This window comes from Streptomyces sp. NPDC085866 (assembly GCF_044541035.1).
In the GTDB taxonomy this organism is placed as follows: Bacteria; Actinomycetota; Actinomycetes; order Streptomycetales; family Streptomycetaceae; genus Streptomyces.
Genome location: NZ_JBITSQ010000018.1, coordinates 201,462 through 225,558 on the forward strand (window position 1 = coordinate 201,462; position 24,097 = coordinate 225,558).

Here is a 24,097-nt window from a genome sequence, read left to right on the forward strand (position 1 = left end):
ACGAACACCAAAGGAACGGAACGTCATGACCGACGGCTACCCTCCCGACCCCTTCGGTGATTTCCTGGGCCGCTTCCTCGGCAGCACCCCCGGCGGTTCCGAGCGCCCCCGCCACATCGACATCGGCCGCCTGCTCAGCCAGCCGGCCCGGGAGATGGTGAGAGGGGCCGCCCAGTACGCCGCCGAGCACGGCAGCCGGGACCTGGACACGCAGCACCTGTTGCGGGCGGCCCTGGCCACCGAGCCGACACGGTCCCTGCTGAGCAGGGCAGGCGCGGACCCCGACTCGCTCGCGACGGAGATCGACGACCGCGCGGGCCCCGTCCAGCACCCGTCGGGCGAGGCACCCCCGCCGACGTCGCTCTCGCTCACCCCGGCCGTCAAGCGGGCCCTGCTGGACGCGCACGACCTGGCGCGGTCGAGCGGCGCCGGGTACATCGGCCCGGAGCACGTGCTGAGCGCGCTGGCCGCGAACCCGGACTCGGCGGCCGGGCACATCCTGCACGCGGCCCGTTTCTCGGCGGGCGCGCCGCCCGAGGCTCCGGAGGCCACCCAGACGCGCACGGAGCGCCAGCGGCCCACGACCACGCCGACGCTCGACAAGTACGGCCGCGATCTGACCGAGCTGGCCCGGGAGGGGCGCGTCGACCCGGTCATCGGCCGCGACGAGGAGATCGAGCAGACCATCGAGGTGCTGTCCCGGCGCGGGAAGAACAACCCCGTGCTGATCGGCGACGCGGGCGTCGGCAAGACGGCCATCGTGGAGGGGCTCGCGGAGCGGATCGCGGACGGGGACGTACCGGACATCCTGGTCGGCCGGCGGGTGGTCGCCCTGGACCTGACCGGGGTCGTCGCGGGCACCCGCTACCGGGGCGACTTCGAGGAGCGTCTGAACAACATCGTGGAGGAGATCCGCGCCCACTCCGACCGGCTGATCGTCTTCATCGACGAGCTGCACACGGTCGTCGGCGCCGGCGCGGGCGGCGAGGGCGGTGCGATGGACGCGGGCAACATCCTCAAGCCCGCGCTCGCCCGGGGCGAGCTGCACATCGTGGGCGCGACCACGCTGGAGGAGTTCCGCCGGATCGAGAAGGACGCGGCGCTGGCCCGGCGCTTCCAGCCGATCCTGGTGCCCGAGCCGACCGTCGAGGACACGATCGAGATCCTGCGCGGCCTGCGCGACCGGTACGAGGCCCACCACCAGGTCCGCTACACCGACGAGGCGCTGATGGCCGCCGTGGAGCTGTCGGACCGCTATCTCACCGACCGGCGCCTGCCCGACAAGGCGATCGACCTGATCGACCAGGCCGGCGCCCGGGTGCGCCTCGGCGCCCGGACGAAGGGCACCGACGTGCGCACGATGGAGCGCGAGGTGGAGCAGCTGGTCTGCGACAAGGACCAGGCGGTCGCCGACGAGCAGTACGAGCAGGCCACCCAGCTGCGGGACAAGATCGGCGCGCTGAAGCAGCGGATCGCCGAGGCCAGCGGCGGGGACGAGGCCGACGAGGGGCAGAACCTGGAGGTGACGGCGGAGGCCATCGCCGAGGTGGTGTCCCGGCAGACCGGCATCCCGGTGAGCCGGCTGACCCAGGAGGAGAAGGAGCGGCTGCTGGGTCTGGAGGCCCATCTGCACCAGCGGGTGGTCGGCCAGGAGGAGGCGGTGAGCGTGGTCGCCGAGGCCGTGCTACGCTCCCGCGCGGGGCTCGCGAGCCCGGACCGGCCGATCGGCAGCTTCCTGTTCCTCGGTCCGACCGGCGTCGGCAAGACCGAGCTGGCCCGCGCGCTCGCCGAGGCCCTGTTCGGCAGCGAGGACCGCATGGTCCGTCTCGACATGAGCGAGTACCAGGAGCGGCACACCGTCTCCCGGCTGGTGGGCGCTCCGCCCGGGTACGTGGGCCACGAGGAGGCCGGCCAGCTCACCGAGGTGGTGCGTAGATACCCGTACTCGCTGCTCCTGCTCGACGAGGTGGAGAAGGCCCACCCGGACGTCTTCAACATCCTGCTGCAGGTCCTGGACGACGGCCGGCTGACCGATTCCCAGGGCCGCACGGTGGACTTCACCAACACGGTCATCGTGATGACCAGCAACCTCGGCTCCGACGTGATCACCCGGCGCGGTGCCGGGATCGGCTTCGGGCCGGGCGGCACGGAGGCCGACGAGGAGGCGCGGCGCGAGCAGATCCTGCGCCCGTTGCGCGAGCACTTCCGGCCGGAGTTCCTGAACCGGATCGACGAGATCGTCGTGTTCCGGCAGCTGACGAGCGAGCAGCTGCGGCAGATCACCGACCTGCTGCTGGAGCGCACCCGCCGGCTGCTGGACGGCCAGAGCGTCGCGGTCGAGTTCACGGACGCGGCCGTCGACTGGATCGCCGAGCGCGGCTACCAGCCCGAGTACGGCGCCCGTCCGCTGCGCCGCACCATCCAGCGGGAGGTCGACAACCAGCTGTCCCGGCTGCTGCTGGACGGCACGATCGCCCCGGGCAGCCGGGTCACGGTGGACGTCAGGGACGGACGGCTGGACTTCCGTGCACAGCAGGCGCAGCCGTCCGCTCCCGAGGTGTGACGGTCACGGCGGTGTGCCGGTCACGGCGGTGTGCCGGTCACGGCGCGGCCGGATGGACCACCATCGCCGAGCCGCCGCCGCGTCGTACCTTCTCGGCGGCGGCCAGCCACCTGCCGTCGGGCAGCCGCTGGACGCCGGTGGCCGCGCCGATCTCCGGGTTCGGCTTGAAGCTGTGCCCGATGGCCTCCAGCTGTGTCCTCAGGTCGCTGTTGTACAGGCCCGGTTCGAGTTCGGTCTGGGCCGCGTTGCGCTGGCTGGCGCGCGGGGCGGCGATCGCGTCGACCAGCGGCAGATGCCGGTCCAGGAACTCGGTCAGGGTCTGCAGCACGGTGGTGATGATGGTCGCGCCGCCGGGCGAGCCGAGCGCCACCACCGGCCGGCCGTGCCGGTCGAGGACGATGGTCGGTGAGATGGAGGAGCGCGGCCGCTTGCCCGGCCCGGGCAGGTTCGGGTCGTGCACGGCCGGATTGGCCGGGGCGAAGGAGAAGTCGGTCAGCTCGTTGTTGAGCAGGAAGCCCCGGCCGGGCACGGTGATGCCGCTGCCGCCGGTCTGCTCGATGGTGAGCGTGTAGGAGACGACGTTGCCCCACTTGTCGGCCACGGTCAGGTGGGTGGTGTTCTCGCCCTCGTACGTCGTCGGGGCCGCCGTACCGCCGGTGCCGCAGGCGGCGGGGTGGCCCGGGTCGCCGGGTGCGAGCGGGCTGCTGAGGACCGCGTCGTCCTTGATCAGGCAGGCGCGCGAGTCGGCGTACCGCTGCGACAGCAGGTCCTTGGTCGGTACGTCCTCGAAAGCGGGGTCGCCGACCCAGCGGCCACGGTCGGCGAAGGCGATGCGACTGGCCTCGATGTAGTGGTGCAGGTACTGCACCTCACTGGCCTTCGAGAGGTCGGTCCCCTCCAGGATGTTGAGCGCCTCGCCGACCGTGGTGCCGCCGGAGGAGGAGGGCGCGATGGAGTACACGTTCAGACCGCGGTACGAGGTCCTGGTGGGCTGCTGGAGCTTGGCGCCGTAGGCGGCCAGGTCCTTCTCCTCCAGCTTGCCGGGGCGGGCGTTCCAGCCCGAACCCGGGTCCACCGGCGGCTTGTTCACCGTGTCGACGATGTCGTCACCCAGGTCGCCGTGGTAGACCGCACCGACGCCCTTCCTGGCCAGTTCCTCGTAAGTGCGGCCCAGATCGGGGTTCTTGAAGGTGGAGCCGACGACCGGGAGCTGTCCGTTCGGCAGGAACAGCCGGGCGGTGTCGGGGAAGTAGCGGAACCGGGTCTCGTTGGACGCGGTCTGCGAGCGGAAGGTGTCGTCGACGGTGAAGCCGTCGCGGGCGATCCGCTCGGCGGGCTTGAGGACCGTACCGAGGCTTCTGCTGCCCCACTGGTCCAGCGCCGTCTGCCAGGTGGCGGGCGTGCCCGGGGTGCCGACGCTCAGGCCGCTGCTGACGGCGTCGGCGAAGGCGAGCGGCTTGCCGTTCTCCGTGAACAGGCCGGCGTCGGCGGTCAGCGGCGCGGTCTCGCGGCCGTCGATGGTGTGCACCGTACGGGACTTGGCGTCGTAGTAGACGAAGTAGCCGCCTCCGCCGATGCCGGCCGAGTAGGGCTCGGTGACGCCGAGCGCGGCTGCGGTGGCGACGGCCGCGTCGACCGCGTTGCCACCCTTCCTGAGCACCTCGATGCCGGCGGCCGAGGCGTCCGCGTCGACGCTGGCCACGGCTCCGCCGTAGCCGACGGCCACCGGAACCTTCGTGGGCGTCTCGCCCGTTGCGGCGGGCGGGGCCGCCGCTCCCACCGACACCACGGCGGCCGAGACCGCCACCACCGCCAGTTTCCGCGCGCCAGGCCGACCCATCCGTACCTCCCGTCGGGACCGTCCGCGCAGCGTAACGAGATTGCCGTAGAGCCAACAGTACGCCTCGGTCGTCCGCCACACGACCGTCACAGTTCGAACGCCGGTGCGTAGTCGTCGCCCCGGCCCGCTACCATGCGCGGCCATGAACGACGACGTGCGCAACATCGTCCTGGGCGTCATAGCGGCCGGCGTCAGTGCCGCGCTGGGATGGCTGGCCCGTACCTACCTGTGGCGGCGCAAGCTGCGGCGCAAGCAGGAGTTCTTCGGGCTGCCCGAGAACTCGGAGTCACTGCTCGTCGTCAACCGCGACCCGGCCGCCTCGGAGCCGGCCGTGCACCGTTTCGACGTCTTCGCGCTCCTGGAGCTCTCCGCCCTCATCAAGGACTGCGGGGCGCACCTGCAGATGGTGACGCAGGACGCGACCCAGCAGGGGTTCGGCGAGCGCACCGAGTTCTGCGTGGGCGGCCCGGCGTCGAACCGGCGGATGCTGGCCCACATGGCGGCGATGCTCCCCGGCATCCGCGTGAACATCGATCCCGAACCCGGACCGGACCGGGGCGCCTTCCAGATCGGCGGCGAGCGGTACCGCCTGGAGCCGGGCGTCTGCGAGTACGTCCTGCTGGCCCGGCTCAGCGCCGGAGAGAACACCCGGCCGGTGTTCCTGTTCTGCGGGCAGCGGGCCATCACCAACCAGGCCGCCACCCGCTATCTGGCCCGCCACCACGAGCGGTTGAACCGCAAGCACGGCAACAGCACCTTCGTCCTGCTGCTGAAGGTGGTCAACTCCCAGGCGTACGGGCCCGACATGGTCGAGCTGGTCGCGGACGTGACACGGGCGGCACAGGCACCTCTCCCGGCGGCGGAAACCGTGCGTACGTCGCACCGGGCCTCTTGACGCTCAACAAACTTTACCGGCACGTAACTTACCGACGGGTTACTTACGGTAAGGTCCGGCGGTTACCGTCGGGTCACTTTGCACTGACACGAGTGAGGAGTGACCCATGGGACACGGTCGCACCACCTTGCGCACCGCCGCCGTAGGAGTCGTCTCCGCGGCGCTGATCGCGGGGACCGTCGTCGGCCTGGCTCCGGCCGCCCAGGCCGCCTCGTCCGTCCGCTTCGTGGACATCACGGGCGACGGCGGCACCGTACTGAAGGCGAACGTCGTCACGCCCGCGGGCGCCGACGGCTCGCACAGCTACCCGCTCATCGTGCTGCCCACGAGCTGGGGCCTGCCGCAGGTGGAGTATCTCGCCCAGGCGCAGAAGCTCGCCGACTCCGGGTACGTGGTGCTCACGTACAACGTGCGCGGGTTCTGGCAGTCCGGCGGCGAGATAGAAGTGGCGGGTCCGCCGGACATAGCGGACGCCTCCAAGGTCATCGACTGGGCGCTCGCCAACACCCCCGCGGACCCGCGGCACATCGGCATGGCGGGCGTCTCCTACGGCGCCGGCATCAGCCTGCTGGCCGCCGCCCACGACAAGCGCATCAAGGCCGTCGCCGCGCTCAGCGGCTGGGCCGACCTGATCGACTCGATCTACTCGGGCCGCACCCAGCACGTCCAGGCGGGCGCCCTGCTCGACGGCGCGGGCATCATCACCGGCCGCGAGAGCCCCGAACTCCGGGAGATCTTCGACAACTTCTACGCCTCCAACCTGACCAAGGAACAGGAGATGATCGACTGGGGGCGCAAGCGTTCCGTCGCGACCTACGTCGACCAGCTGAACAGGAACGGCGCCGCGGTCCTGATGGCCAACGCCTGGGGCGACACGATCTTCCCGGCCAACCAGTACGCCGACTTCTACGAGAAGCTGACCGTCCCGAAGCGGCTGGAGATGCGCCCCGGCGACCACGCGACCGCCGAGCTGACCGGCCTGTTCGGGCTGCCCAACGACGTGTGGACGGACACCGGGCGCTGGTTCGACCACTACCTCAAGGGCGCCGACAACGGCATCGACCGCGAGCAGCCCGTCCAGCTCAAGTCCCGTAGCGCGGGGGGATACGAGGGCTACCCGGACTGGAAGTCGGTCGGCGCGACCCGCACCAAGCTCGCGCTCGCGGACTCCACCACCATCCACGCCAACGTCGACTCGGGCGCGGACGGCGGAATCGTCTTCCTCTCCAGCATCCTGGACCAGGTCGCCCAACTGCCGCCCGTCGCCTCGATCCCGCTGCTGCCGCGCCGCTGGGCGGCCGTGTGGCAGTCGGAGCGGTACGGCACGGCCCAGCAGGTGCGGGGCACGGCCAGGCTGCACACCACGCTCACCCCGACCAAGGAGAGCGGCACCCTCATCGCCTACCTGTACGACGTGGGGCCGCTCGGCTTCGGCAAGCTGGTCACCAACGCGCCCTACACCTGGCACGGTCGGACACCCGGCGAGCCGTTCGACGTGAACCTGGACCTGTTCTCCACCGCCTACGACGTACCCGCCGGGCACCGCCTCGCGCTGGTCGTCGACACCGTCGACCCGCTCTACATCGAGCACAACCCGTCCGGCGCGCAGCTGACCTTCTCCTCGCCGTCGGACGACCCGTCATACGTGTCCGTCCCCGTGCGCGAGCAGTGATCATCGGCTGCCGCCGGACGAGCCTGGCCCTTGTATCCCGGTGCGGTTCGGCGAGATCACCATCACCACAGGGATGAACGGCTCATCGTAGTCGAGGTCTGCGATCCAGACGTAGTCGGCGTCAGGCCTCGGCGATCTCCCCGTACAGCTGGGAAAGTTCGGGGACGCCGGTCGCGGCCCAGGCCCGGCCGGCGTCCACGACCTCGACCTCGCGGCCGGAGTCGAGCCGCAGCACGGGCTCGCCGTCGGACCTGATCTCCCAGCCGGCCCCGGGTACGGTGCGCACGACGACCGTGCCCAGGTACAGCCCCGCGTCGTTGCCCAGCCAGGGCAGCATCTCCGCGTCGTCGCGCCAGCGCGGGACCAGTTGGTCCAGCGCCTCCAGCGAGGCCGGGGTGTCGTCGAGGCGGACGCCCGCCTCGTCCGCCTGGGAGCGGAGCAGTTCACATTCGGACAGGAGCGCGGCGATCGACTCGGGGTCGGCCGGGAGCGCCGCGCCACCGTTCTTGTGGTGCCTGGGGCCCAGGAACGGAATGTTCATGCACCCAGCCTGGCATCACACGTCCAGGTCGACCACCACCGGCGCGTGGTCGGACGCGCCCTTGCCCTTGCGCTCCTCGCGGTCGACGTAGGAGTCCTTGACGGCCTTCGCGAACGGCGCGTTGCCGTACACCAGGTCGATGCGCATGCCGCGGTTCTTGGGGAAGCAGAGCTGGCGGTAGTCCCAGTACGTGTACGGGTGGTCGTACTTCAGGGGGCGCGGGACCACGTCCGACAGGCCCGCCTCCTGGAGGGAGACCAGGGCGGCGCGCTCGGCGGGGGTCACGTGGGTGGAACCCTCGAAGACGGCCACGTCGTAGACGTCGTCGTCGGTGGGCGCCACGTTGTAGTCCCCCAGGACCGCGAACGGACGGCTGCCGGAGGCGTCACCGGCGACGGCGGCCTTCAGGGCCTCGAACCACTGGAGCTTGTAGGCGTAGTGCGGGTGGTCCACCTCACGGCCGTTGGGCACGTACACCGACCAGACGCGGACCGGGCCGCAGGTCGCCGAGACGGCGCGCGGCTCGGTCACGCCCTCGTAGCCGGGGTCGCCGGGCAGGCCCTTGACGACGTCCTCCAGGCCGACGCGGGAGAGTACCGCCACGCCGTTCCACCGGCCGGTCGCGTGCACCGCCGCCTCGTACCCCAGCTCGCGCAGCTGGTCGAACGGGAACTGCTCCTCGGCGATCTTGGCCTCCTGGAGGCAGAGCACGTCGGTGCCGCTGCTCTCCAGCCAGGCGAGCAGCCTCGGGAGGCGGGCGGTGATCGAGTTCACGTTCCAGGTGGCGATGCGCATGTCTCACAACCTACCCGGCGGGTGTGACAGCGCGCCTCAGACGTCCGCCGACGCCCCCGGGGTGAGCCGCTGGTGGTCCGTGCCGCCCAGGGCACCGATCTGGCGGTCGTAGATCGGACGGGCGAGGTCGGTCAGCAGGGCGTCGTGGATGTCGTAGGCGCGCTGCGGCTTCACCTCGCGGACGTAGTCGATCACCTCGGAGATCTTGTTCCAGGGCGCCTGTACCGGGAGCATCAGCGTCTCGACGGGCAGGTCGGGGACGGTGAGGGCGTCGCCGGGGTGGAAGACCCGGCCGCCGTCGATCAGGTAGCCGACGTTGGTGATGCGCGGGATGTCCGGGTGGATCACCGCGTGCAGCTCGCCGTGGACCTGCACGTCGAAGCCCGCGGCGGTGAAGGTGTCGCCGTGGCCGACGGTGTGCACCCGACCCGGGAAGGCCGCCGCGATCCGGTCGGCCACGGACTTCAGGGTCCAGATCCCGGCGGCCGGGTTCGCCTCCAGGGCGGATCGCAGCCGGCCCTCGTCGAAGTGGTCCGGGTGCTCGTGCGTGACCAGGATCGCGTCCGCGCCGGCCGCCGCGTCCTGCTCGCTGAACCCGCCGGGATCGATCACGAGCGTCCGCCCGTCCTTCTCCAGGCGGACACAGGCGTGGGACTTCTTGGTGAGCTTCATGTCTCCCCATCCTGCCGCCTGCGGCGGCCCGGGGCTCACTCGGCGGGGGTGGTCTCCTCGCGGATCACCTGCTGGGCCACCCGGAACGCGCTGTTCGCCGCCGGGACACCGCAGTACACGGCCGCCTGCAGCAGCACTTCCCTGATCTCGTCCGGGGTGAGGCCGTTGCGCAGGGCGGCACGGGTGTGGAAGGCCAGCTCCTCCAGGTGGCCCCCGGCGACCAGCGCGGTCAGCGTGACACAGCTGCGGGTACGGCGGTCCAGACCGGGCCGGTCCCAGATCTCGCCCCAGGCGTAGCGGGTGATGAACTCCTGGAAACCCCCGGAGAACTCGTCGGCCTGGGACAGCGCCCGGTCCACGTGCGCGTCGCCCAGCACCTCCCGGCGGATCTTCAGCCCGGCCTCGTACCGGTCGGGCAGCCCGAGCGGCTGCGGCGGTACGACGGCGGGGGCGATCTCGGCGACGGGCACGACCTGCGGCGCCGCCGTCAGCGCCGGGTTGACGGGGACGGCCGGGAGGGCCGTCTGGCCGGTGTCGAAGGGCTGCTGCCAGGCGGTGGAGAAGTGCCGTACCAGCAGGTCGGTGACGGCGACGGGCTGCTCCACCGGCACCAGGTGGGAGGCGCCGGGCACGACCGCGAGCCGGGCGTCCGGTATCCCCGCGACCAGGGTGCGGGCCTCGGCCGGTCCGGTGACCTGGTCCTCGGAGCCGACCAGCACCAGGGTCGGCACGCCGACCCGGCCCAGCTCGGGCCGGACGTCGAATCCGGCGAGGGCCTCGCAGGCGGCTATGTAGCAGCCCGGGTCGGTGGTGCGCACCATCTGTACGGCCCACTCGGTGATCGCGGGCTGCGCGGCGGCGAACCCGCCGGTGAACCAGCGGTCGGGCGAGGACCGGGCGATCGGGTCGAGCCCGTTGGTCCGGACGACCACCCCGCGCTGACGGAACTCGTCGGGGGTGCCGAACCGGGGCGACGTGGCGACGAGCGCGAGCGAGGCGAGGCGCTCGGGGTGGCGCAGGGCCAGCTCGATGCCGATCGCACCGCCCAGCGCACAGCCCGCGTAGCCGAAGCGCTGCACACCGAGCGCGTCCAGGGTCACCAGCAGGCGAGCCGCCAGTTCACCGACGGAGCCGACGGGGTGGGCGGGGGCACCGCCGTGGCCCGGCAGGTCGAACCGGAAGACCCGCCACTGCTTCGTCAGCTCGGGGATCTGGCGGTCCCACATGTGCCATGTGGTACCCAGTGAGGGACCCAGGATCAGGACCGGAGCGTCTTCTGGCCCGTCGAAGCGGTATTGCAGGGTGTTCGGTGGTGTCTCACTCACGCCCCAGACCCTCTCACGTCTCACGACTGCCCCTATAACGAGGGTTAGGACTGCACAGGTCTGACCAGGTGGAAGACCTCCCGGCGCGTAGCGCTCGAGGGTTCGGACTATCTCGCGCCGCGTCTTGCCCTCCTTGCTGCGACGTTCGTAGTACTCCTGGGTACGTGGGACGACGCGCAGGCGGGTATGCACGATCCGGTGCAGGGCCGCGTTCGCTTGCCGGTCGCCGCCGCGGTTGAGGCGACGGTACTGCCGGCTGCCCGAAGAACGCTCGACCGGGCTGACCCCGCACAGCCCCGCGAAGGACGCCTCATTGCCCAGGCGTTCCGGGTTGTCCCCCACCGTGATCAGCAAAGTGACGGCTGTGTCCGGACCGATGCCCACCACCTCGAGCAGCTGCGGAGCGTGGCGCTCCACCAGCCGGGTCAGGCGGCCTTCCAGTTCCCGGACATCTTCGCTGAGCTGCCTTCAGGCTGTCGTCGACGAGCCCTGCGCACGTGCGGATAAGCTCTGCATTGCCCAGCCCGGCCAGTTGCTCTCTCAGCTGGGGATCGGCACGGATGAGGACGGCTTTGAGCTGGTTGATCGCCTGGGTGCGGGCCTTGACCGCCGAGTCCTTGGCCAGCTTGTACATCCGGGCGATCTCCACCGGCCCGTCGTCCGTCTTGGCCTGGGCGCGCGCCCGCCCGCTCAGCACCGCCCGGGCCGCGTTCTCAGCATCGAGTGGGTCGGACTTGCCTCGCCGTCGTCGGTCGGCCCGGTCGAACCGGTTCACATCGAAGACGTCCACGCCCTGGGCCAGCAGGTAGCGGGACAGGGCCGCCCCGAAGGAACCGGTCCCTTCCACTCCGGCCCGCCGCACCGTACCCGACGCCCTGGCCCACCCCAGCAGGTTGCGGTAGCCGGCCGCGCTGGCCGGGAACTCCTTGGTGCCGATCACTTCCCCCACCAGGGAGAGCACGGCGGCCACATGGGCATCCCGGTGCGTGTCCACTCCCAGGACCACCTCCCTCGCCGGCCGACGCCGACGAGGACGCGAAGCGGTGGACGTGCCGGTCATGCTCGTTCCTTTTCAGGCCGACGGCTTATCGCGTAGCCGGTAGCGGGCCGTGCGGACGGTCAGAATCGTGATGACGCCTGTCCGGCAGGCCCCTATCGAGACACCCCCGGTCAGCCCGAGACCAGCAACGCACCGCCCCCGGCCGGTGGTCGACACAGTGTGAGCAGGACACTTCCGGTCAGGCATCTCAGGAGTCAGACCCCGCCGCAGGACAGCACCCAACTACCGTTCTCCTTCCATCCGGCTTGCAGCCACGTCAGCCCGCTCGTTCGGACGAATCGAGCCGAAGCACCGGTCGACTACCAACGGAACTGGCACCATGCCGCCGTCGTACGTCACTGCGAGTCGAAGGCGGCCCATTGGAACGGCGGGTCAATGAGCGGCAGCTCTCGGTGCTGCGGTGGGTGGGAGCCGGGTGCTCTGCCGGCGTATGGGAGACCAGCTCCTACAAGACCACCTGTCAGGCACTGCACAACCGGGGCCTGGTGACGGTCTCCCGGAAGGCCGGGCAGTGGAGCGTCGCCCTGACGAGCGCCGGCCGGCACTACCTGGCACACGGCACGTACCCTCCCCGCGGATCACGCCCCCGGAAGACCCAGGCCGCCGCTCCACGACCCCAGTCCACCCGAGCACAGGAAACGACGCCGGCCGCCGAGCGGAAGCCACGCCCTCCATCACAGCCTCGCTTAACGTTCACGGAGCAGCTGCTGCAAGAACTCGCGGAGGCCGGCGGCAGGATCGTCAAGAGCGGCAGCGGCTTCGGCTTGGAGAAGTGGCCGTCCCGCGTCGCCGCGGCACGCAGGTCCGGAAGGGTTCCGGAGACGAAGGAGCTGTACGGAAGCTGGTGCCGTGACGGGTACGAGATCAAGCTCGTCGACATCCCCGCCTGGCGCCTTGCCGTCCTCGAACCCGTCCCCGTGCCCGCCCGGCTCACCCGCCCGCACACCGTTGTCCGGGCCATGCAGAACGAACGCCAGCCGCTCGGCCTGACCAAGCCCGTCCAAGGACGCGCTCTCCACCTCATCCAGGCACTGATCACCGCCGCCGAGGCCGAAGGACACACCTGCTCGGCCGGGCAGACCGGCTTCGCACCCCCACCTCATCGCCGCCGCAGGGCACAGCCCCACTTCACCATCACCGCACAGGGCCAGCCGGTGGGGTTTCTCGTCCTCCAGGAACAGGACCGGACCGAGCACGTCGCCACCGAGAAGGAACTCGCCGACGCCAAGAAGAACTCCTGGATCAGAATCCCCCGCTTCGACTACACCCCATCCGAACGCCTCCGCATCATCCTCAGCGGCGGCCAGCCACACCGGGCGAGCGAATGGGCCGACACCCCCGGCCGTCCCCTCGAAGAGCAGCTCGCCGAGATCGCACAGGAGGTCACGCTGCGCGGCCAAGCCGCCGAACGCAGACGTCAGGACGAGGCCGAAGCGGCACGCCAGAAGCGCATCCGCTGGGAAGCCGCCATGGAACAAGCCCGCATCCGGTACGCAGAGGCGTACCGCGTCCGGCACCTCGAAGCCCAGGAAGCGGCATGGCGACACGCCACCCGACTGACCCAATACGTGTGCACCGTACGCACGCGAGTCGAGGACATGCCTCCGGGCCAGGCCAGAACCGAAGCCGAGGAATGGATCAGCTGGGCAGCGGCCACCGTTGAACGCCTCGACCCATTGAACACACCGCCCCGGCTGCCCGACATTCCCAAGCCACAAGCCGACGACCTGAAACCCTTCCTCGGGCACTGGAGCCCTTACGGTCCCACCTACTGAACGCCCGCACCGCACATTGTGCGCCCACAACCGCAGTTCAGGGGCTCTTCGCGACCGGTTCAATCGCGGCACACCGACCTGGTGGGTCATCGGAAAGATGTCCACCTGAGCGATCTTCGGAAAACCCGAGGTCAGATCCCATTTCCTGGCCCATCGCCATGCATGTGGGTGCCCAGGGAGTCAAACGGGGCGTCACGGCCGACAGTCCGCCCTTTCAACCCGGTCGCTCCAGCCTTCGCCAACACCCTGCTCGACGCGACCGGCGTCCTTCTCGGCCAACTCCCGCTCAGTCGCGACCGGGTGTGGCTGGTCGTGCGAGACGCGGGCCTGACGGATCGGCAGGTGGGCGACTCGTGGTGGAACGCTCCCTGTCAGCCGACCTGCTGCACCTTGATCGCGTCGCTCACCCGAACCGTCCCGGCTGCAAGGACGTCCAGGTAGACACCGAGCACGATGCCGGGATCCGCCGGGAGTTCGTGGACGGTCGAAGTACGCGTCAACTGGCCCGAAGACCGACCGCCAGCGTCAGTTCAAGGACCCGGTGTGGCGATGCGAGATCCGGAAACAGCTCCCGCAGCTGCGACATCCGGTACCGGACTGTCTGGGGATGGACGAACAACGCCGCCGCCACCTCGTCCCGCCTGCCCTGGTGCAGCAGCCACGCCCGCAACGTCTCCTCCAGCCGCCGTGCGGTCGCGACAGGCAAGGTGCGCAACGGTGCGAGGGCTCGGGCACGCAGGTCTGCGAACGCGTCCACGTCGGCGCTCAGCACCAGCTCGGGCAGGTGGTCCTCGGTGTCGCGGATATCAGAGGAGAGGGAGCGCGCGCGTGCGGCTCGTGCGTACGAGGATGACGCACGAGTCCATGGCCGGGCCGGGCCGACCACGGCGGTGCGGTCGGTCAGCTGCCGCAAGAGATGTGATCGGTCGGAATCGGGGACGAGCAGCACACCGGTGGCGTCCGGCAGATCGTCGAGGACGAGGGTGCTCGGGTCGAGTGTGCGGTAGGCGGGCCGGGCCTGGGCGGCGGGCAGCAGGACCGCCGTCAGCGTAACCGGAGGCTGCCATCCGGCCCGTTGAGCAGAGGCCAGCAGCACGTCCGGGCTCGCGCCGGCGAGGAGGTCGCGGGCCAGGTGTTCCAGGTGGCGCTCGTGGGCCCTGCCCCGGGCGGCCAGTTCGTCGGCGTGGCCCGCGGCGCTCGCGGCGGAGAGCTCGTCAATGTAGGCGAAGGTCAGCTCGGCGAACTTGGCGACCTCGGCGGCGGGCAGACCTGCGGACACGGCGCCCGCTGCCAGGCATCGCCAGGCCACGCGGGCGCCGACGCGGTAGGCGCTGAGCAGGGCGTCCATCGAACGGCCGTCGCGCACCTCGCCGCGGCCCAGCTCGTAGGCCGCGTCACCGCCGTCGCCGCCTGTGACGTTCCCGCCCGCGAGGTCCAGGTAGTGCCCCAGGGCGGTGCGGACGGCTCGGCGGATGGTGGCGCCCATGTGGCCCGTCAGTGCGTTGGCGTAGGGAGGGACCTCGTCGATGATCGCCTGGACGACCTCGTCGGCGGTGGTCTTCAGCGCGGCCCGAAGTGCGGTGACCGTCGTCTCATCCAGGGCCAGTTCGCTGGCCCTCTGGGTTACACGACTCACGTTTTTATTCCCTGCAAACAATTCCACCCACCAGATTCACGTCCTACGGTCAGGACTTTACGCCCTGAGACGCAGCAAGCTGGAGTCATGACGAGTGCAGCCCTTCGCAGCAGGGCGTGGAAACTGCTGGAGATGGTCACGACGCCGCTGCTGCCGTCGGACTACCTCGACCTGGTCAGCCCACTGCGTGCGGGCGCCGACCTGCGGGGGCGCATCGAGGCCGTGCACCCCGAGACGGATGACGCCGCGACTGTCGTGATCAGGCCGGGACGGGGCTGGCGCGGCCACACAGCCGGTCAGTACGTGCGGATCGGGGTCGACGTCGACGGCGTACGCCTGTGGCGTGCCTACTCCATCACCTCGCCGACGAACCGCCAGGACGGCCGCGTCACGATCACCGTGAAGGCGATCCCGGACGGCAAGGTCAGCAACCACCTGGTCCGCAGGGCGAAACCGGGCACGCTGATCCAGCTCGACCAGGCGACCGGTGACTTCGTGCTGCCGCCGGCCAAGCCCGCCAAGGTGCTCTACCTGACGGCCGGCAGCGGCATCACGCCCGTGATGGGCATGCTGCGCGACATCGAGTTCGACGACGTCGTCATGGTCCACTGCGCGCCACGGGCGCAGGACGTGATCTTCCGAAACGAACTGCACGATCTGGTCGCGGACGAGAAGCTGCGGCTCATCGAGGTGCACACCGACACGGACGGCATGCTCGACATCGCCCGTCTCGACGAACTCGTGCCCGACTGGGCCGAGCGCGAGACCTGGGCTTGCGGGCCCGCGGGCCTGCTTGACGCCGCCGAAGAGCACTGGAGCGGGCACGGCGTCCAAGTGCGCCTGCACACCGAACGCTTCCGCCCCAGCATCGTCGTCGCCGGCGACGGCGGCGAGGTCACGTTCAGCGCCACCGGCAAGACCGTCGACTCGGACGGTGCCACGCCGTTGCTGGACGTCGGCGAGGAGGCCGGCGTGCTCATGCCGTCCGGGTGCCGTATGGGCATCTGCTTCGGCTGCGTCACGCCGCTCAAGGCGGGCGCCGTCCGCGACCTGCGCACCGGCGAGATCACCGAGGCCGAGCCGGGCGTCCTCATCCAGACCTGTGTGTCCGCCGCGGCGGGCCCTTGCGACATCGAACGGTAGGAGCACTTTGACCGCCATTGACCCCACCGCCCACCTGACGGCGGAGCAGATCGAGGAGCTAGGCCGCGAGCTGGACGCGATCCGCGACGAGGTGATCGCCGGCCGCGGGGAGAAAGACGCCGCCTACATCCGTAGGGTCATCTCGGCGCAGCGCAAGCTCGAGTTGGTCAGCAGGGGCGTGCTGCTGTTCTCGATCTTCCCGCCGGCGTGGCTGCTCGGCACCGCCGGTCTGTCCGTGGCGAAGATCATGGACAACATGGAGATCGGCCACAACGTCCTGCACGGCCAGTGGGACTGGATGCGGGACCCGAAGATCCACTCCACCACTTGGGAGTGGGATCACGTCTCGCCGTCCGAGCAGTGGAAGCACTCGCACAACGAGCTGCATCACACGTACACCAACGTGATCGGCAAGGACAACGACCTCGGCTACGGCATCATGCGCGTCGACGAGGACCAGGAGTGGCACCCGTTCCACCTCGGTCAGCCGCTGTGGAACTTCATCAACGCCTGCTTCTTCGAGTACGGCATCGCGGCGTACGACCTGCAGCTCGGCAAGAACCTGCACAAGCGGCGCCGCAAGAACCCGGAGTTCCGCGCGCGGGCCAAGGCCGTGGGCCGCAAGATCCGCAAGCAGGTGCTCAAGGACTACGTGATCCATCCGCTGCTGTCGGGCCCGTCGTTCCTCCCCACGCTCGCCGCCACGTTCACCGCGAACCTGGTCCGCAACATCTGGTCCCACTCCGTGATCATGTGCGGGCACTTCCCCGAGGGCGTACAGGTCTTCGAGCGCCGGTCGATCAAGGACGAGACGCGCGGCCAGTGGTACCTGCGCCAGATGATGGGCTCGGCGAACATCAGCGGCAGCAGGGCCATGCACTTCATGACCGGCAACCTGTCGCACCAGATCGAGCACCACCTGTTCCCGGACCTGCCGAGCAACCGGTACGCCGAGGTCGCGGTGAAGGTGCGCGCGCTGTTCGAGAAGTACGAGCTGGAGTACGTCACCGGACCGCTGCCCAAACAGGTGTTCTCCGCGTGGCGCAAGGTCTTCCGGCTCTCGCTGCCGAACAAGAAGCCCGAGGTCAAGACGCCGGACCGTGAGCAGGAGCTCGTCGCCGCCTGATGGGTACAAGCGCCTGGCTCACGAACCCGAGGTCAGGCGCCCTTGTCCGCAGGCTCCAGAATCGCCACGCACTCGGCGTGATGCGTCATCGAAAACACGTCAGGAGGCACGGAGAAAGGTCAGAGCGCTCTTGCGGTGTTCGGGGCGGCAAGCGAGGTGCTGGAGCGTCACAACGCGGCAGGCTTCTCCGGGGGGCAAACCCGACAGGCCACCTGCACGAATGGCTGGTCTCAAACGCTCACGTTCGCGCGTGACACCCGGACGCAGGCCGTGCCTCGGACCGGCCCGACATGACGAGCAGCCACTATTCGGAGTCAGGGTGCATCTGCACCCACCGGCCGTTGATGAACTTCATCTCCACACCGCAGAACGGCTGGGGCGGGGGGGACCGGCCGCTTGCCGCGGTGCGGCGCTGTCGGCTGCTTGGGGCGGTCGGCGGGCTGCACCTTCGCGGCCCCCGGCTTCATTTTCGCGTCGCGCTTCCGCAACGCTTCGATCTTTTTGAGGAGTTCGGCGCGGCTGATGTCTTTCGGCGCCCGGGTGAGACCGGGCGGAGCCGCCGAACGGGTCGGCGAGCGGTCCGTGGCCGACTGGCAGGCGCGGTGCACCGGCTGTCCGTCCGCGGCGAAGACGAGCTTCTTCCTGGCCACCGGCAGGCGGCATACCGCACAGCGCTTGAGCGCGGGCTTGGGCCTGAACGTGTCGGACACGATCCCCCCGGATGGTGATGCCTTGGCGGGACAGCAGGATAGGCGCGCTGATGACAGCTCGGGGGAGTTCGAGCGAAATGTGAACGCTCCTTTCTTCGCGGAACGGTACGTTCGCGCCGGAAGTGCGAGACGTTGCCGTTGTCAGCCGGCTCAGCGGGAAGGGCCGAGGACCACCGGTCGTGGGACTGCGACGAGGGCGAACTCAGCGGGTCGGCGAACCGTCGTCTGTGCGGCCGCGCATACCTTCAGTAGGGGGTGAGGAAGGCAATGTTGCAGCTCGGCGACGTCGAAACCCTGGAAGGGCTTGGGCGGTCCCATCGAGGGGGATGATGGCCGCGCGGAAGTCGTCGCCGTCTCCGATCCGGCGGCAACGAACCGCCAGGGCGAGGCGCCGCGGCGCCTCGGTCGCGCGTTTTCAGGCTAGCCACATCCGTCTCCCAGCCTTCGGCCCGCGCCGCAGGCCACTTCGTTCGGATGCGGCACGGCGTCGGCCGGCCGATCAGGGCGTCCACCCGGTGCACGACGGATGCTCCCGCAACCCGGTCGAGCGGCCTCCCCGGTCCACGCAGAGGCCCTCAACGAACGCTGCCGTGTGTATGAGGTGATCTCACCAGGGTGTAGCTGTCGAGACGGACGGCGCCGCTGCCGTCATCTCGGGTCACTCCCGGGGGAAGGCGTCGCCGGTCGGCCAGCGTTCCGGCAGACCGAGAGCAGTGTGGACGGAGCGAATCGCGGGCTGGCGCTCGACCTGGATCCCAGCCAGTTGCGTCGTTGCCCAGGTAGGAAAGATGGGGGCAGGAAGCGAGGCAGGATCCGGGCTTTGCCAGAGAACGGGAGTGTTTTTCGTCCAGGTCCAGGGTGCTGGGTTGTTCACGACGAGCACGCCGCTGACACGGCTGTGGGCATGGTCGTAGGTGGCAGTCCAGTAGCCATCGGGCTTGCGGCTCAAGGTCGATCCGCTGTCGTAGGCGTACTCGACCGTACTCCCGTACAGCGCTCTCTCGATGTCCTCATCTTCGGGGAAGTCGGCTGCATGGCCTAGCGCCACGATGAATGGAAGCTCCAGGTCACCATACTTCCCGCCCTTGTGTGTGACGGCGTGAAGCACTCGCTCCGATCCGTCCTCGACCGCCCATGCCGAGGGGTAGACGCCGGTTGTCCTGCTGGATGGATTGCCACGTTTGCCTGGGCTGCGGGGGATCGCTTGAAACGTGAGGCACCAGCCAGCCTCATGCCAAGTGTGACTGGGAAGCGGCACCTTGCGCTCATGGTCGGCGATGACCTGGTCGGGGTCCAAGCTTGCAAGCCATCGCGTCAGCCCGGACTTCAGCCGTCTCTGCGGCGGCGTTGCCGCACCGGCGCTGTGCAGTTCGCACGATACGAAGAAGTTCGGACTCGGCAAGCGATCGATGGCATCGCTCAACTGCGGTGGGAGCGAGTAAGCCCCAGCGTCACGCTTCTGAGCCTTCCAGATCGCCTCGACGACGAACTGCTCGTTGCCGCACGTAACCAGGAAGTCGGGCCTATAGCCACCTGTTCCCGTCTGCCGCTCAACCTCCACGCTGCAACCGGAACCGAGCAACATCGCGTGCAGGTACAACTCCCACAGCGCGGAGAAGACGTTCGTGTCGGACTTTCGGTCCCGCAGTCGGCTGAGCAGGCCGGGCTGAGCCCGGTCAGGGAAGCGCGACCACCATTCGTTGATCACATCCCGAACCTGGTCCCAGAACGGACCGGCGACCCTCTCGAAGAACTCGGCCTGTGACTCGGCCGCCCGCTTCGGCGCCGCATCCGTCCGATTCCGGCTCGCGTATCGAGGGGCGGCCCCGGGACTATGTCGACGGCTTCGGCACTCCCGTCGGGTCAGACCGCGCCCGAAGCGTCGGTGACGAGGCACGCCGTCGTGCCGCTCCATGGCGTCGTTCACCCAGACACAGCGCAGCTGCGCGTCATAAACGACGATGCCGATCGGGGCTCGGGCAAGGAGCGACTCCCGCACCGGTCCCCCGGTCGCCCCCGAGGACAGGGAACCTATGTCCGTCACGGACGCCAGCCACCGGGTGCCGGCGTCCTGCCCCCGCAGCAGCGAGACCCGCAGCGTCATCCTGAGCGTGTGGCCGTCGCGGTGGCGTACCGCGACAGTGCCGGACCAGCCGCCCCGCGCACGGCACTGCTCGGAGAACGCCGAAGCCCTCCGTGCGTCCTCGGGAGGCGGCAGCACGTGTACGGCGGACCGGCCCACGACCTCCCCGGCCGTATAGCCGACGAGCTGCTGGGCGGCGTGCGTCCACCCCACGACGACGCCCTCGGCATCGATCATCGCTATCGCGGCGTCGGGCACCTCAGGGAGGCTCACCGGCTCGGCGAGGAGGGTGTGGTCAATGTTGGTCATTCGCGGTCCATCCCATCGGTGCGGAAGTAGGAGCGTCGGCCTGTGGCCCGGCGACCCTGTGTGCAGCGGTGGTGAACGACGATGTCCCGGTGACCGGCACACGGTGCGGCATGTGTCATATCAGAGCAAATTGCCCATTCCTGATGAAATCATCAGACGTAATGGCTTGGACGTCAAGACCTTCACAGGTGATCGAAAATTCAGACGCGTGGGCTCCAGCTCACGGCTCTACAAGTGAACGGACGGGCGGCGGGTTCCGCGGAGCATGCACGGCGGATGGGAGCGGCTCCCCGAGGCTCAGAGCACCCGCCGGATGGCGGCCCACCCTGGCGGTCGCCCGGCAGACTGGGCGCCGGGACGATGCCGGGGAACCCATACCCGCAGCGCCATAGGACTGATGCGGCACCGCACGGGGGTCGGCAGGCTGACGGCTTCGCCGTCCAGCCCGGCGGGGAGGGTCGGGACGTCGGCGTAGACGACGACGTCGTCAGGCGTGGCGAGACGGGTGAGGCCAGGAGGTTGCCCGCTGCGCAGCCTCGTGGCCGTTTCGGCGGGCGTCTCCGCCCTGACGGCCAGTACTCCCAGGAGACCGGAATCGAGGTGTGGCCGCCTGCCCGGCCCGGCCGGGTCATCCACTTGGTAGGGGTTGTTGCTCACCAGTACGGCATCCGGCCCGTCCACGGTGAGCAGCCCGGTACGGACCACCAGCTCCGAGCCCTCGTGGCGGGCCAGGAATTCCGGAAGGATGCGCACGGTCGTGCCAAGCTTGTCGTCCCGATAAGCCGGGTCCTGCACCAAGGCGGCATAAGCACCGAACGAGACGTTGTTCACGAACACCCGCTCGCCTGCGTACCCCAGATCCACGCGCAGCTCGACGCCGTCCGTGAGGGCCTCCAGCGCGGCCGAGGGATCCTCACGGTCCAGGCCGAGATCCATGGCGAAGTGGTTGCGGGTACCCGCCGGAACGACCACGAAGGGCAGGTTGCTCTCCGCTGCCACCTCTGCGACAAGCGCCTGGGTACCGTCTCCGCCTGCCACGCCCAGCAGATCCGCACCGTCGTCCACCGCACGTCGGGCGACCGTCGCCAGATCCTGGAGCCGGAAATGATCGATCAGGAACACCTGGGCTCCGAGCGTGCGGGCGCGTTCCGCGATCCGGAACCGGCTCGCCTTCCCTCCCCCCGAACGCGGATTCACGATCACACAGGGCCGCCGTGCGCCGGTCGTCGGCCGCGGCGCGTTCTCGGTCACGGCGCGTACCCTGAAGCCGCGTGCATCAGCCGAGCGCGCCTCACTGACGACAGCAGGTTTGCCGCGATCACGCCCGCAGCTGACTGCTCCGTCCCCCACCGGACCGGCGGTCCGGCTATTGCGTCTGCGGCCACCGCCACCATGACACTCCTTCGACGGTTACGGCCTATGGCATCAGCTTGCAGCTCGGCCTGGGGATCCGCACCTGGGATGCGGCGGTGCCCATAACGCCTTGACCACCGCCGAGCCGACGTCGTCTCCTTCACGGCGTACGGATGAGAGTCCGGCCGGGGCCTTCTCCAACGCCAGCCGAACGAGGCGAGAACGCCCGGGACATGACGGACACGGCCGCCTCGGGGGCAATCCGGCGAACGGCCGAAGCATCCATGACCGCAGCCCGAAGAGGGCTCCTCGTTTTCCCGTGACCGGGGCTGGGCACTCGGTGCCCATGGCGACGCGTCCGGTTCCGGTGCGAACCATCCTCGCCACCATCGGCCTGGTGCTCGCCACCTACGTCGTACTTGAGCTGGTGGTCCAGGCTCGCCGGGTCCTGATCTGGGCGGTCATCGCCTTGTTCCTGGCCGTCTCCCTTCATCCGGCGGTCGAAGCCCTGCAGCGACGGCTGCCGCGATGCCGACGGTCGGTGGCCGCCCTGCTGGTCTTCCTGGCCGCGGCCGCGGCCGTCGTCGCGGTGGTCGCCCTGTTCGTCATCCCCCTGGCCCAGGAGGGCAGCCGGTTCGCCGGTCGCCTGCCCGCGTTGATCAAGGACGCCCAGGTCGGCCGTGGGCCAGTCGGCAACCTGCTGGAGCGGACGCACGCTCTGCAGTATGCCCAGCACCATCAGGCGCAGATCCGAGCGTTCGCCACCGGTCTGAGCACGCCCGTCGCGAAGTTCCTCCGTGGTGCCGCGAGCACCGCGGCAGGCGCTCTCACCATCTTCGTGCTGGCCTATCTGATGGTGTTGGAGGGCCCCAGGGCCATAGACCGGTCCCTGGCCCTCGTGGACGAGGCGCCCGCGGCCCGCATACGCCGCGTCGGAGCCGCGTGCGCCCGTACCGTGAACGGCTATCTGACGGGGAACTTGCTGATCAGCGTCATCTGCGGGCTTCTGACCTACGTCGTGCTGCTGGTTTCCGGAGTGCCGTTCGCCGGCCTGCTGGCCGTCTTCGTCGCCGTGACCGACCTCATTCCCCTGGTGGGGGCCACCATAGGAGCTGTCGTCGCCTCCGCGGTGGCGTTCGTCCACTCCTTGCCGGCCGGCATCGGAGCCATCGTCTTCTTCATCGTCTATCAGCAGGCCGAGAACCACCTCCTGCAACCGGTCATCCTGTCCCGGACCGTGAAACTCAACCCCCTCACCGTGCTGCTGGCCACCCTGATCGCCGCCGAAGTCGCCGGGATCCTAGGTGCCCTGCTGGCGATTCCCGTCACCGGCATCATCCAGGTCGTCCTCGGTGACCTCTGGGCTCATCGCGGCGGTCGGTCACTGGGACTGCCGATACGGGCAGACGACAGCCCCGAGAACTCCGAACGGTCCGACGCCCCCGGATGACGGCCCCTGGAATCCGGCCGCCACACGCGCAGCGAGGTGTTCGCCCAGGTCGACGCCTGCGCCTTTCCTCGTCAGGCGAAAGATCGTCGACGGGCCGGTCGGGCTTGCAGGGCACAGCTTGAACGGACAGACCTGGCAGACAGCGAAGACCCGGTGTGAGAGCGGCCTGCTGATCGCCCTCACCTGGTCAGTGTTCGAGCGGGACCCGGACGTCGGACTGACCGAGTACCTCGGCTGCCGCCTGCCGCCCTGATGAATGAGCCGACGTCCGAGATCGCCCCGCCCAGTTGAGCACGCCGCACGACGCCAGCGTCGCCATCACAGCCGCGCCGCACGATGCGCGCGAAGGACCGTTCGCCGGCCGACGACCCGCGGAGGTGGCGCGATGCCGCCGCTCGCCGCGTCGGGCCGATCCGGCTCCGCCGATCAGTGCTGGGGGTGCGCTCGTGCGTGGAACAGGGGGCGCCGCTGGGGGGCGGCGCCGGCGGCCAGATGGCCGATCTCGACGCGTGTCCTGATGGCACGGACCACCTCGGTCAGGCCGACGACGATGGCCATGACGCCCACCACCAGCGTGAGGGTCGCGATGGAGGCGAACGGCATGACGATCATCACGATGCCGGCCATGGTGCCGATGATGCCGAAGGCCACGTGCCAGCCGCGGGCCGGCATGGTCTCATCGGAGGCCGCCGCGACCGTCTCCAAGGTGCCCCGGAACAGCCAGCTGAAGCCGATCCACAGGGCCAGCAGGAAAAGTGACTCCAGGGGTCCCCGGAAGCAGATCAGTCCCAGCAGGATGGAGGCCGCGCCGGCGATGAAGTGCAGTACCCGAAGATGCCGGGGGACGTGGGTGCCGAAGGCGGCGGCGAGCTGGAAGACGCCGGTGGCCAGCAGGTAGACGCCGAAGAGTACGCCGACGACGCGGAGCGTCTCGCCCGGCCAGACCAGGGCGATGACGCCCAGGGCGATGGTGGCGAGGCCCATGGTGAGCAGGATCTGCCAGCCCGCGTTCGCCAGGGCGGCGATGCCTTCGGCCGCGGGGCTCTCTTGGGGTTCGGTGCCACGTGGTGGAACGGAACCGGAGGAATCGGAAGGAGATGTCATTGCACCTACCTCCTTCTGTGAGCAGCGTGGTCACGTCACTACATG

The 24,097-nt window shown here is 69.7% G+C and carries 20 protein-coding genes and 1 pseudogene; 8 read left to right on the forward strand and 13 right to left on the reverse strand.

Features of this window, described 5'->3' with window-relative positions:
- The first annotated feature begins 25 nt into the window (after nt 1-25).
- Nucleotides 26-2,563, forward strand: a complete 2,538-nt coding sequence (locus ACIF83_RS37230; protein ID WP_393481674.1) for an ATP-dependent Clp protease ATP-binding subunit — start codon at nt 26-28, stop codon at nt 2,561-2,563.
- Nucleotides 2,564-2,600: 37 nt separating this feature from the next.
- On the opposite strand, the gene ggt is transcribed toward ACIF83_RS37230, so the two are convergent.
- Nucleotides 2,601-4,403: a gamma-glutamyltransferase gene (gene ggt / locus ACIF83_RS37235; RefSeq protein ID WP_399733858.1), complete on the reverse strand. Its 1,803-nt coding sequence runs from the start codon at nt 4,401-4,403 to the stop codon at nt 2,601-2,603.
- A gap of 142 nt (nt 4,404-4,545) precedes the next feature.
- Between ggt and ACIF83_RS37240 the strand changes: the two genes are divergently transcribed.
- Nucleotides 4,546-5,298 carry a hypothetical protein gene (locus tag ACIF83_RS37240; protein ID WP_393481679.1) on the forward strand — a complete coding sequence of 251 codons (753 nt, stop codon included), beginning with the start codon at nt 4,546-4,548 and terminating at the stop codon, nt 5,296-5,298.
- A gap of 106 nt (nt 5,299-5,404) precedes the next feature.
- Nucleotides 5,405-6,970 (forward strand): CocE/NonD family hydrolase, encoded by a 1,566-nt coding sequence (locus tag ACIF83_RS37245; protein ID WP_399733861.1) that lies wholly within the window; start codon nt 5,405-5,407, stop codon nt 6,968-6,970.
- A 121-nt stretch (nt 6,971-7,091) separates the two neighbouring features.
- On the opposite strand, the gene ACIF83_RS37250 is transcribed toward ACIF83_RS37245, so the two are convergent.
- The 6 genes and pseudogenes from ACIF83_RS37250 to ACIF83_RS37275 all read right to left on the reverse strand — a co-directional run bounded on the left by ACIF83_RS37250 (nt 7,092) and on the right by ACIF83_RS37275 (nt 11,297).
- Nucleotides 7,092-7,511, reverse strand: a complete 420-nt coding sequence (locus ACIF83_RS37250) for a DUF6278 family protein (RefSeq protein WP_393481685.1) — start codon at nt 7,509-7,511, stop codon at nt 7,092-7,094.
- A 15-nt stretch (nt 7,512-7,526) separates the two neighbouring features.
- Entirely contained in the window at nt 7,527-8,306 is a 780-nt protein-coding gene (locus ACIF83_RS37255; protein WP_393481688.1) for an exodeoxyribonuclease III, read from the reverse strand.
- Nucleotides 8,307-8,342: 36 nt separating this feature from the next.
- Nucleotides 8,343-8,978: an MBL fold metallo-hydrolase gene (locus tag ACIF83_RS37260; RefSeq protein WP_399733866.1), complete on the reverse strand. Its 636-nt coding sequence runs from the start codon at nt 8,976-8,978 to the stop codon at nt 8,343-8,345.
- A gap of 35 nt (nt 8,979-9,013) precedes the next feature.
- The gene (pcaC, locus tag ACIF83_RS37265; protein WP_393481694.1) at nt 9,014-10,303 is read right to left on the reverse strand and encodes a 4-carboxymuconolactone decarboxylase; all 1,290 of its coding nucleotides are present in this window, start codon (nt 10,301-10,303) and stop codon (nt 9,014-9,016) included.
- 204 nt (nt 10,304-10,507) lie between these two features.
- A pseudogene (locus tag ACIF83_RS37270) lies at nt 10,508-10,690 on the reverse strand (transposase); the annotation flags it as partial.
- Complete coding sequence (locus ACIF83_RS37275; RefSeq protein WP_399733869.1) at nt 10,614-11,297, reverse strand: transposase; 684 nt, start codon at nt 11,295-11,297, stop codon at nt 10,614-10,616. The pseudogene ACIF83_RS37270 and the gene ACIF83_RS37275, both read right to left, overlap by 77 nt.
- A gap of 425 nt (nt 11,298-11,722) precedes the next feature.
- On the opposite strand from ACIF83_RS37275, the gene ACIF83_RS37280 reads away from it, so the two are divergent.
- Nucleotides 11,723-13,138 (forward strand): hypothetical protein, encoded by a 1,416-nt coding sequence (locus tag ACIF83_RS37280; protein ID WP_399733872.1) that lies wholly within the window; start codon nt 11,723-11,725, stop codon nt 13,136-13,138.
- A gap of 371 nt (nt 13,139-13,509) precedes the next feature.
- Here ACIF83_RS37280 and ACIF83_RS37285 read toward each other — a convergent pair whose 3' ends face one another.
- Together ACIF83_RS37285 and ACIF83_RS37290 are read right to left on the reverse strand one after the other, a co-directional pair.
- Entirely contained in the window at nt 13,510-13,638 is a 129-nt protein-coding gene (locus ACIF83_RS37285) for a hypothetical protein (protein ID WP_267911787.1), read from the reverse strand.
- The gene (locus ACIF83_RS37290; protein WP_393481706.1) at nt 13,635-14,774 is read right to left on the reverse strand and encodes a PucR family transcriptional regulator; all 1,140 of its coding nucleotides are present in this window, start codon (nt 14,772-14,774) and stop codon (nt 13,635-13,637) included. Before ACIF83_RS37290 ends, ACIF83_RS37285 begins: the two co-directional genes overlap by 4 nt.
- A gap of 87 nt (nt 14,775-14,861) precedes the next feature.
- Here ACIF83_RS37290 and ACIF83_RS37295 point away from each other — a divergent pair, with 87 nt between their 5' ends.
- Both ACIF83_RS37295 and ACIF83_RS37300 read left to right on the forward strand, forming a co-directional pair.
- Nucleotides 14,862-15,917 (forward strand): ferredoxin reductase, encoded by a 1,056-nt coding sequence (locus tag ACIF83_RS37295; RefSeq protein WP_393481709.1) that lies wholly within the window; start codon nt 14,862-14,864, stop codon nt 15,915-15,917.
- A gap of 7 nt (nt 15,918-15,924) precedes the next feature.
- Nucleotides 15,925-17,043, forward strand: coding sequence for a fatty acid desaturase family protein (locus ACIF83_RS37300; RefSeq protein ID WP_384467953.1), 1,119 nt, complete (start codon nt 15,925-15,927; stop codon nt 17,041-17,043).
- Between the two features lie 314 nt (nt 17,044-17,357).
- Here the strand turns inward: ACIF83_RS37300 and ACIF83_RS37305 are convergent, their stop codons facing one another.
- The 3 genes from ACIF83_RS37305 to ACIF83_RS37315 all read right to left on the reverse strand — a co-directional run bounded on the left by ACIF83_RS37305 (nt 17,358) and on the right by ACIF83_RS37315 (nt 21,396).
- Nucleotides 17,358-17,753, reverse strand: coding sequence for a hypothetical protein (locus ACIF83_RS37305; protein WP_399733877.1), 396 nt, complete (start codon nt 17,751-17,753; stop codon nt 17,358-17,360).
- A gap of 658 nt (nt 17,754-18,411) precedes the next feature.
- Entirely contained in the window at nt 18,412-20,145 is a 1,734-nt protein-coding gene (locus ACIF83_RS37310) for a PAS domain-containing protein (RefSeq protein ID WP_399733880.1), read from the reverse strand.
- A 297-nt stretch (nt 20,146-20,442) separates the two neighbouring features.
- Nucleotides 20,443-21,396 (reverse strand): diacylglycerol/lipid kinase family protein, encoded by a 954-nt coding sequence (locus ACIF83_RS37315; RefSeq protein ID WP_399733883.1) that lies wholly within the window; start codon nt 21,394-21,396, stop codon nt 20,443-20,445.
- Between the two features lie 448 nt (nt 21,397-21,844).
- On the opposite strand from ACIF83_RS37315, the gene ACIF83_RS37320 reads away from it, so the two are divergent.
- Nucleotides 21,845-22,948, forward strand: a complete 1,104-nt coding sequence (locus tag ACIF83_RS37320; RefSeq protein WP_398141892.1) for an AI-2E family transporter — start codon at nt 21,845-21,847, stop codon at nt 22,946-22,948.
- Between the two features lie 118 nt (nt 22,949-23,066).
- On the forward strand, nt 23,067-23,201 hold the full coding sequence (locus ACIF83_RS37325) for a hypothetical protein (protein WP_345047813.1): 135 nt from the start codon (nt 23,067-23,069) through the stop codon (nt 23,199-23,201).
- A gap of 173 nt (nt 23,202-23,374) precedes the next feature.
- Here the strand turns inward: ACIF83_RS37325 and ACIF83_RS37330 are convergent, their stop codons facing one another.
- Nucleotides 23,375-24,052: an HdeD family acid-resistance protein gene (locus ACIF83_RS37330; protein ID WP_399733886.1), complete on the reverse strand. Its 678-nt coding sequence runs from the start codon at nt 24,050-24,052 to the stop codon at nt 23,375-23,377.
- Nucleotides 24,053-24,097: the final 45 nt, after the last annotated feature.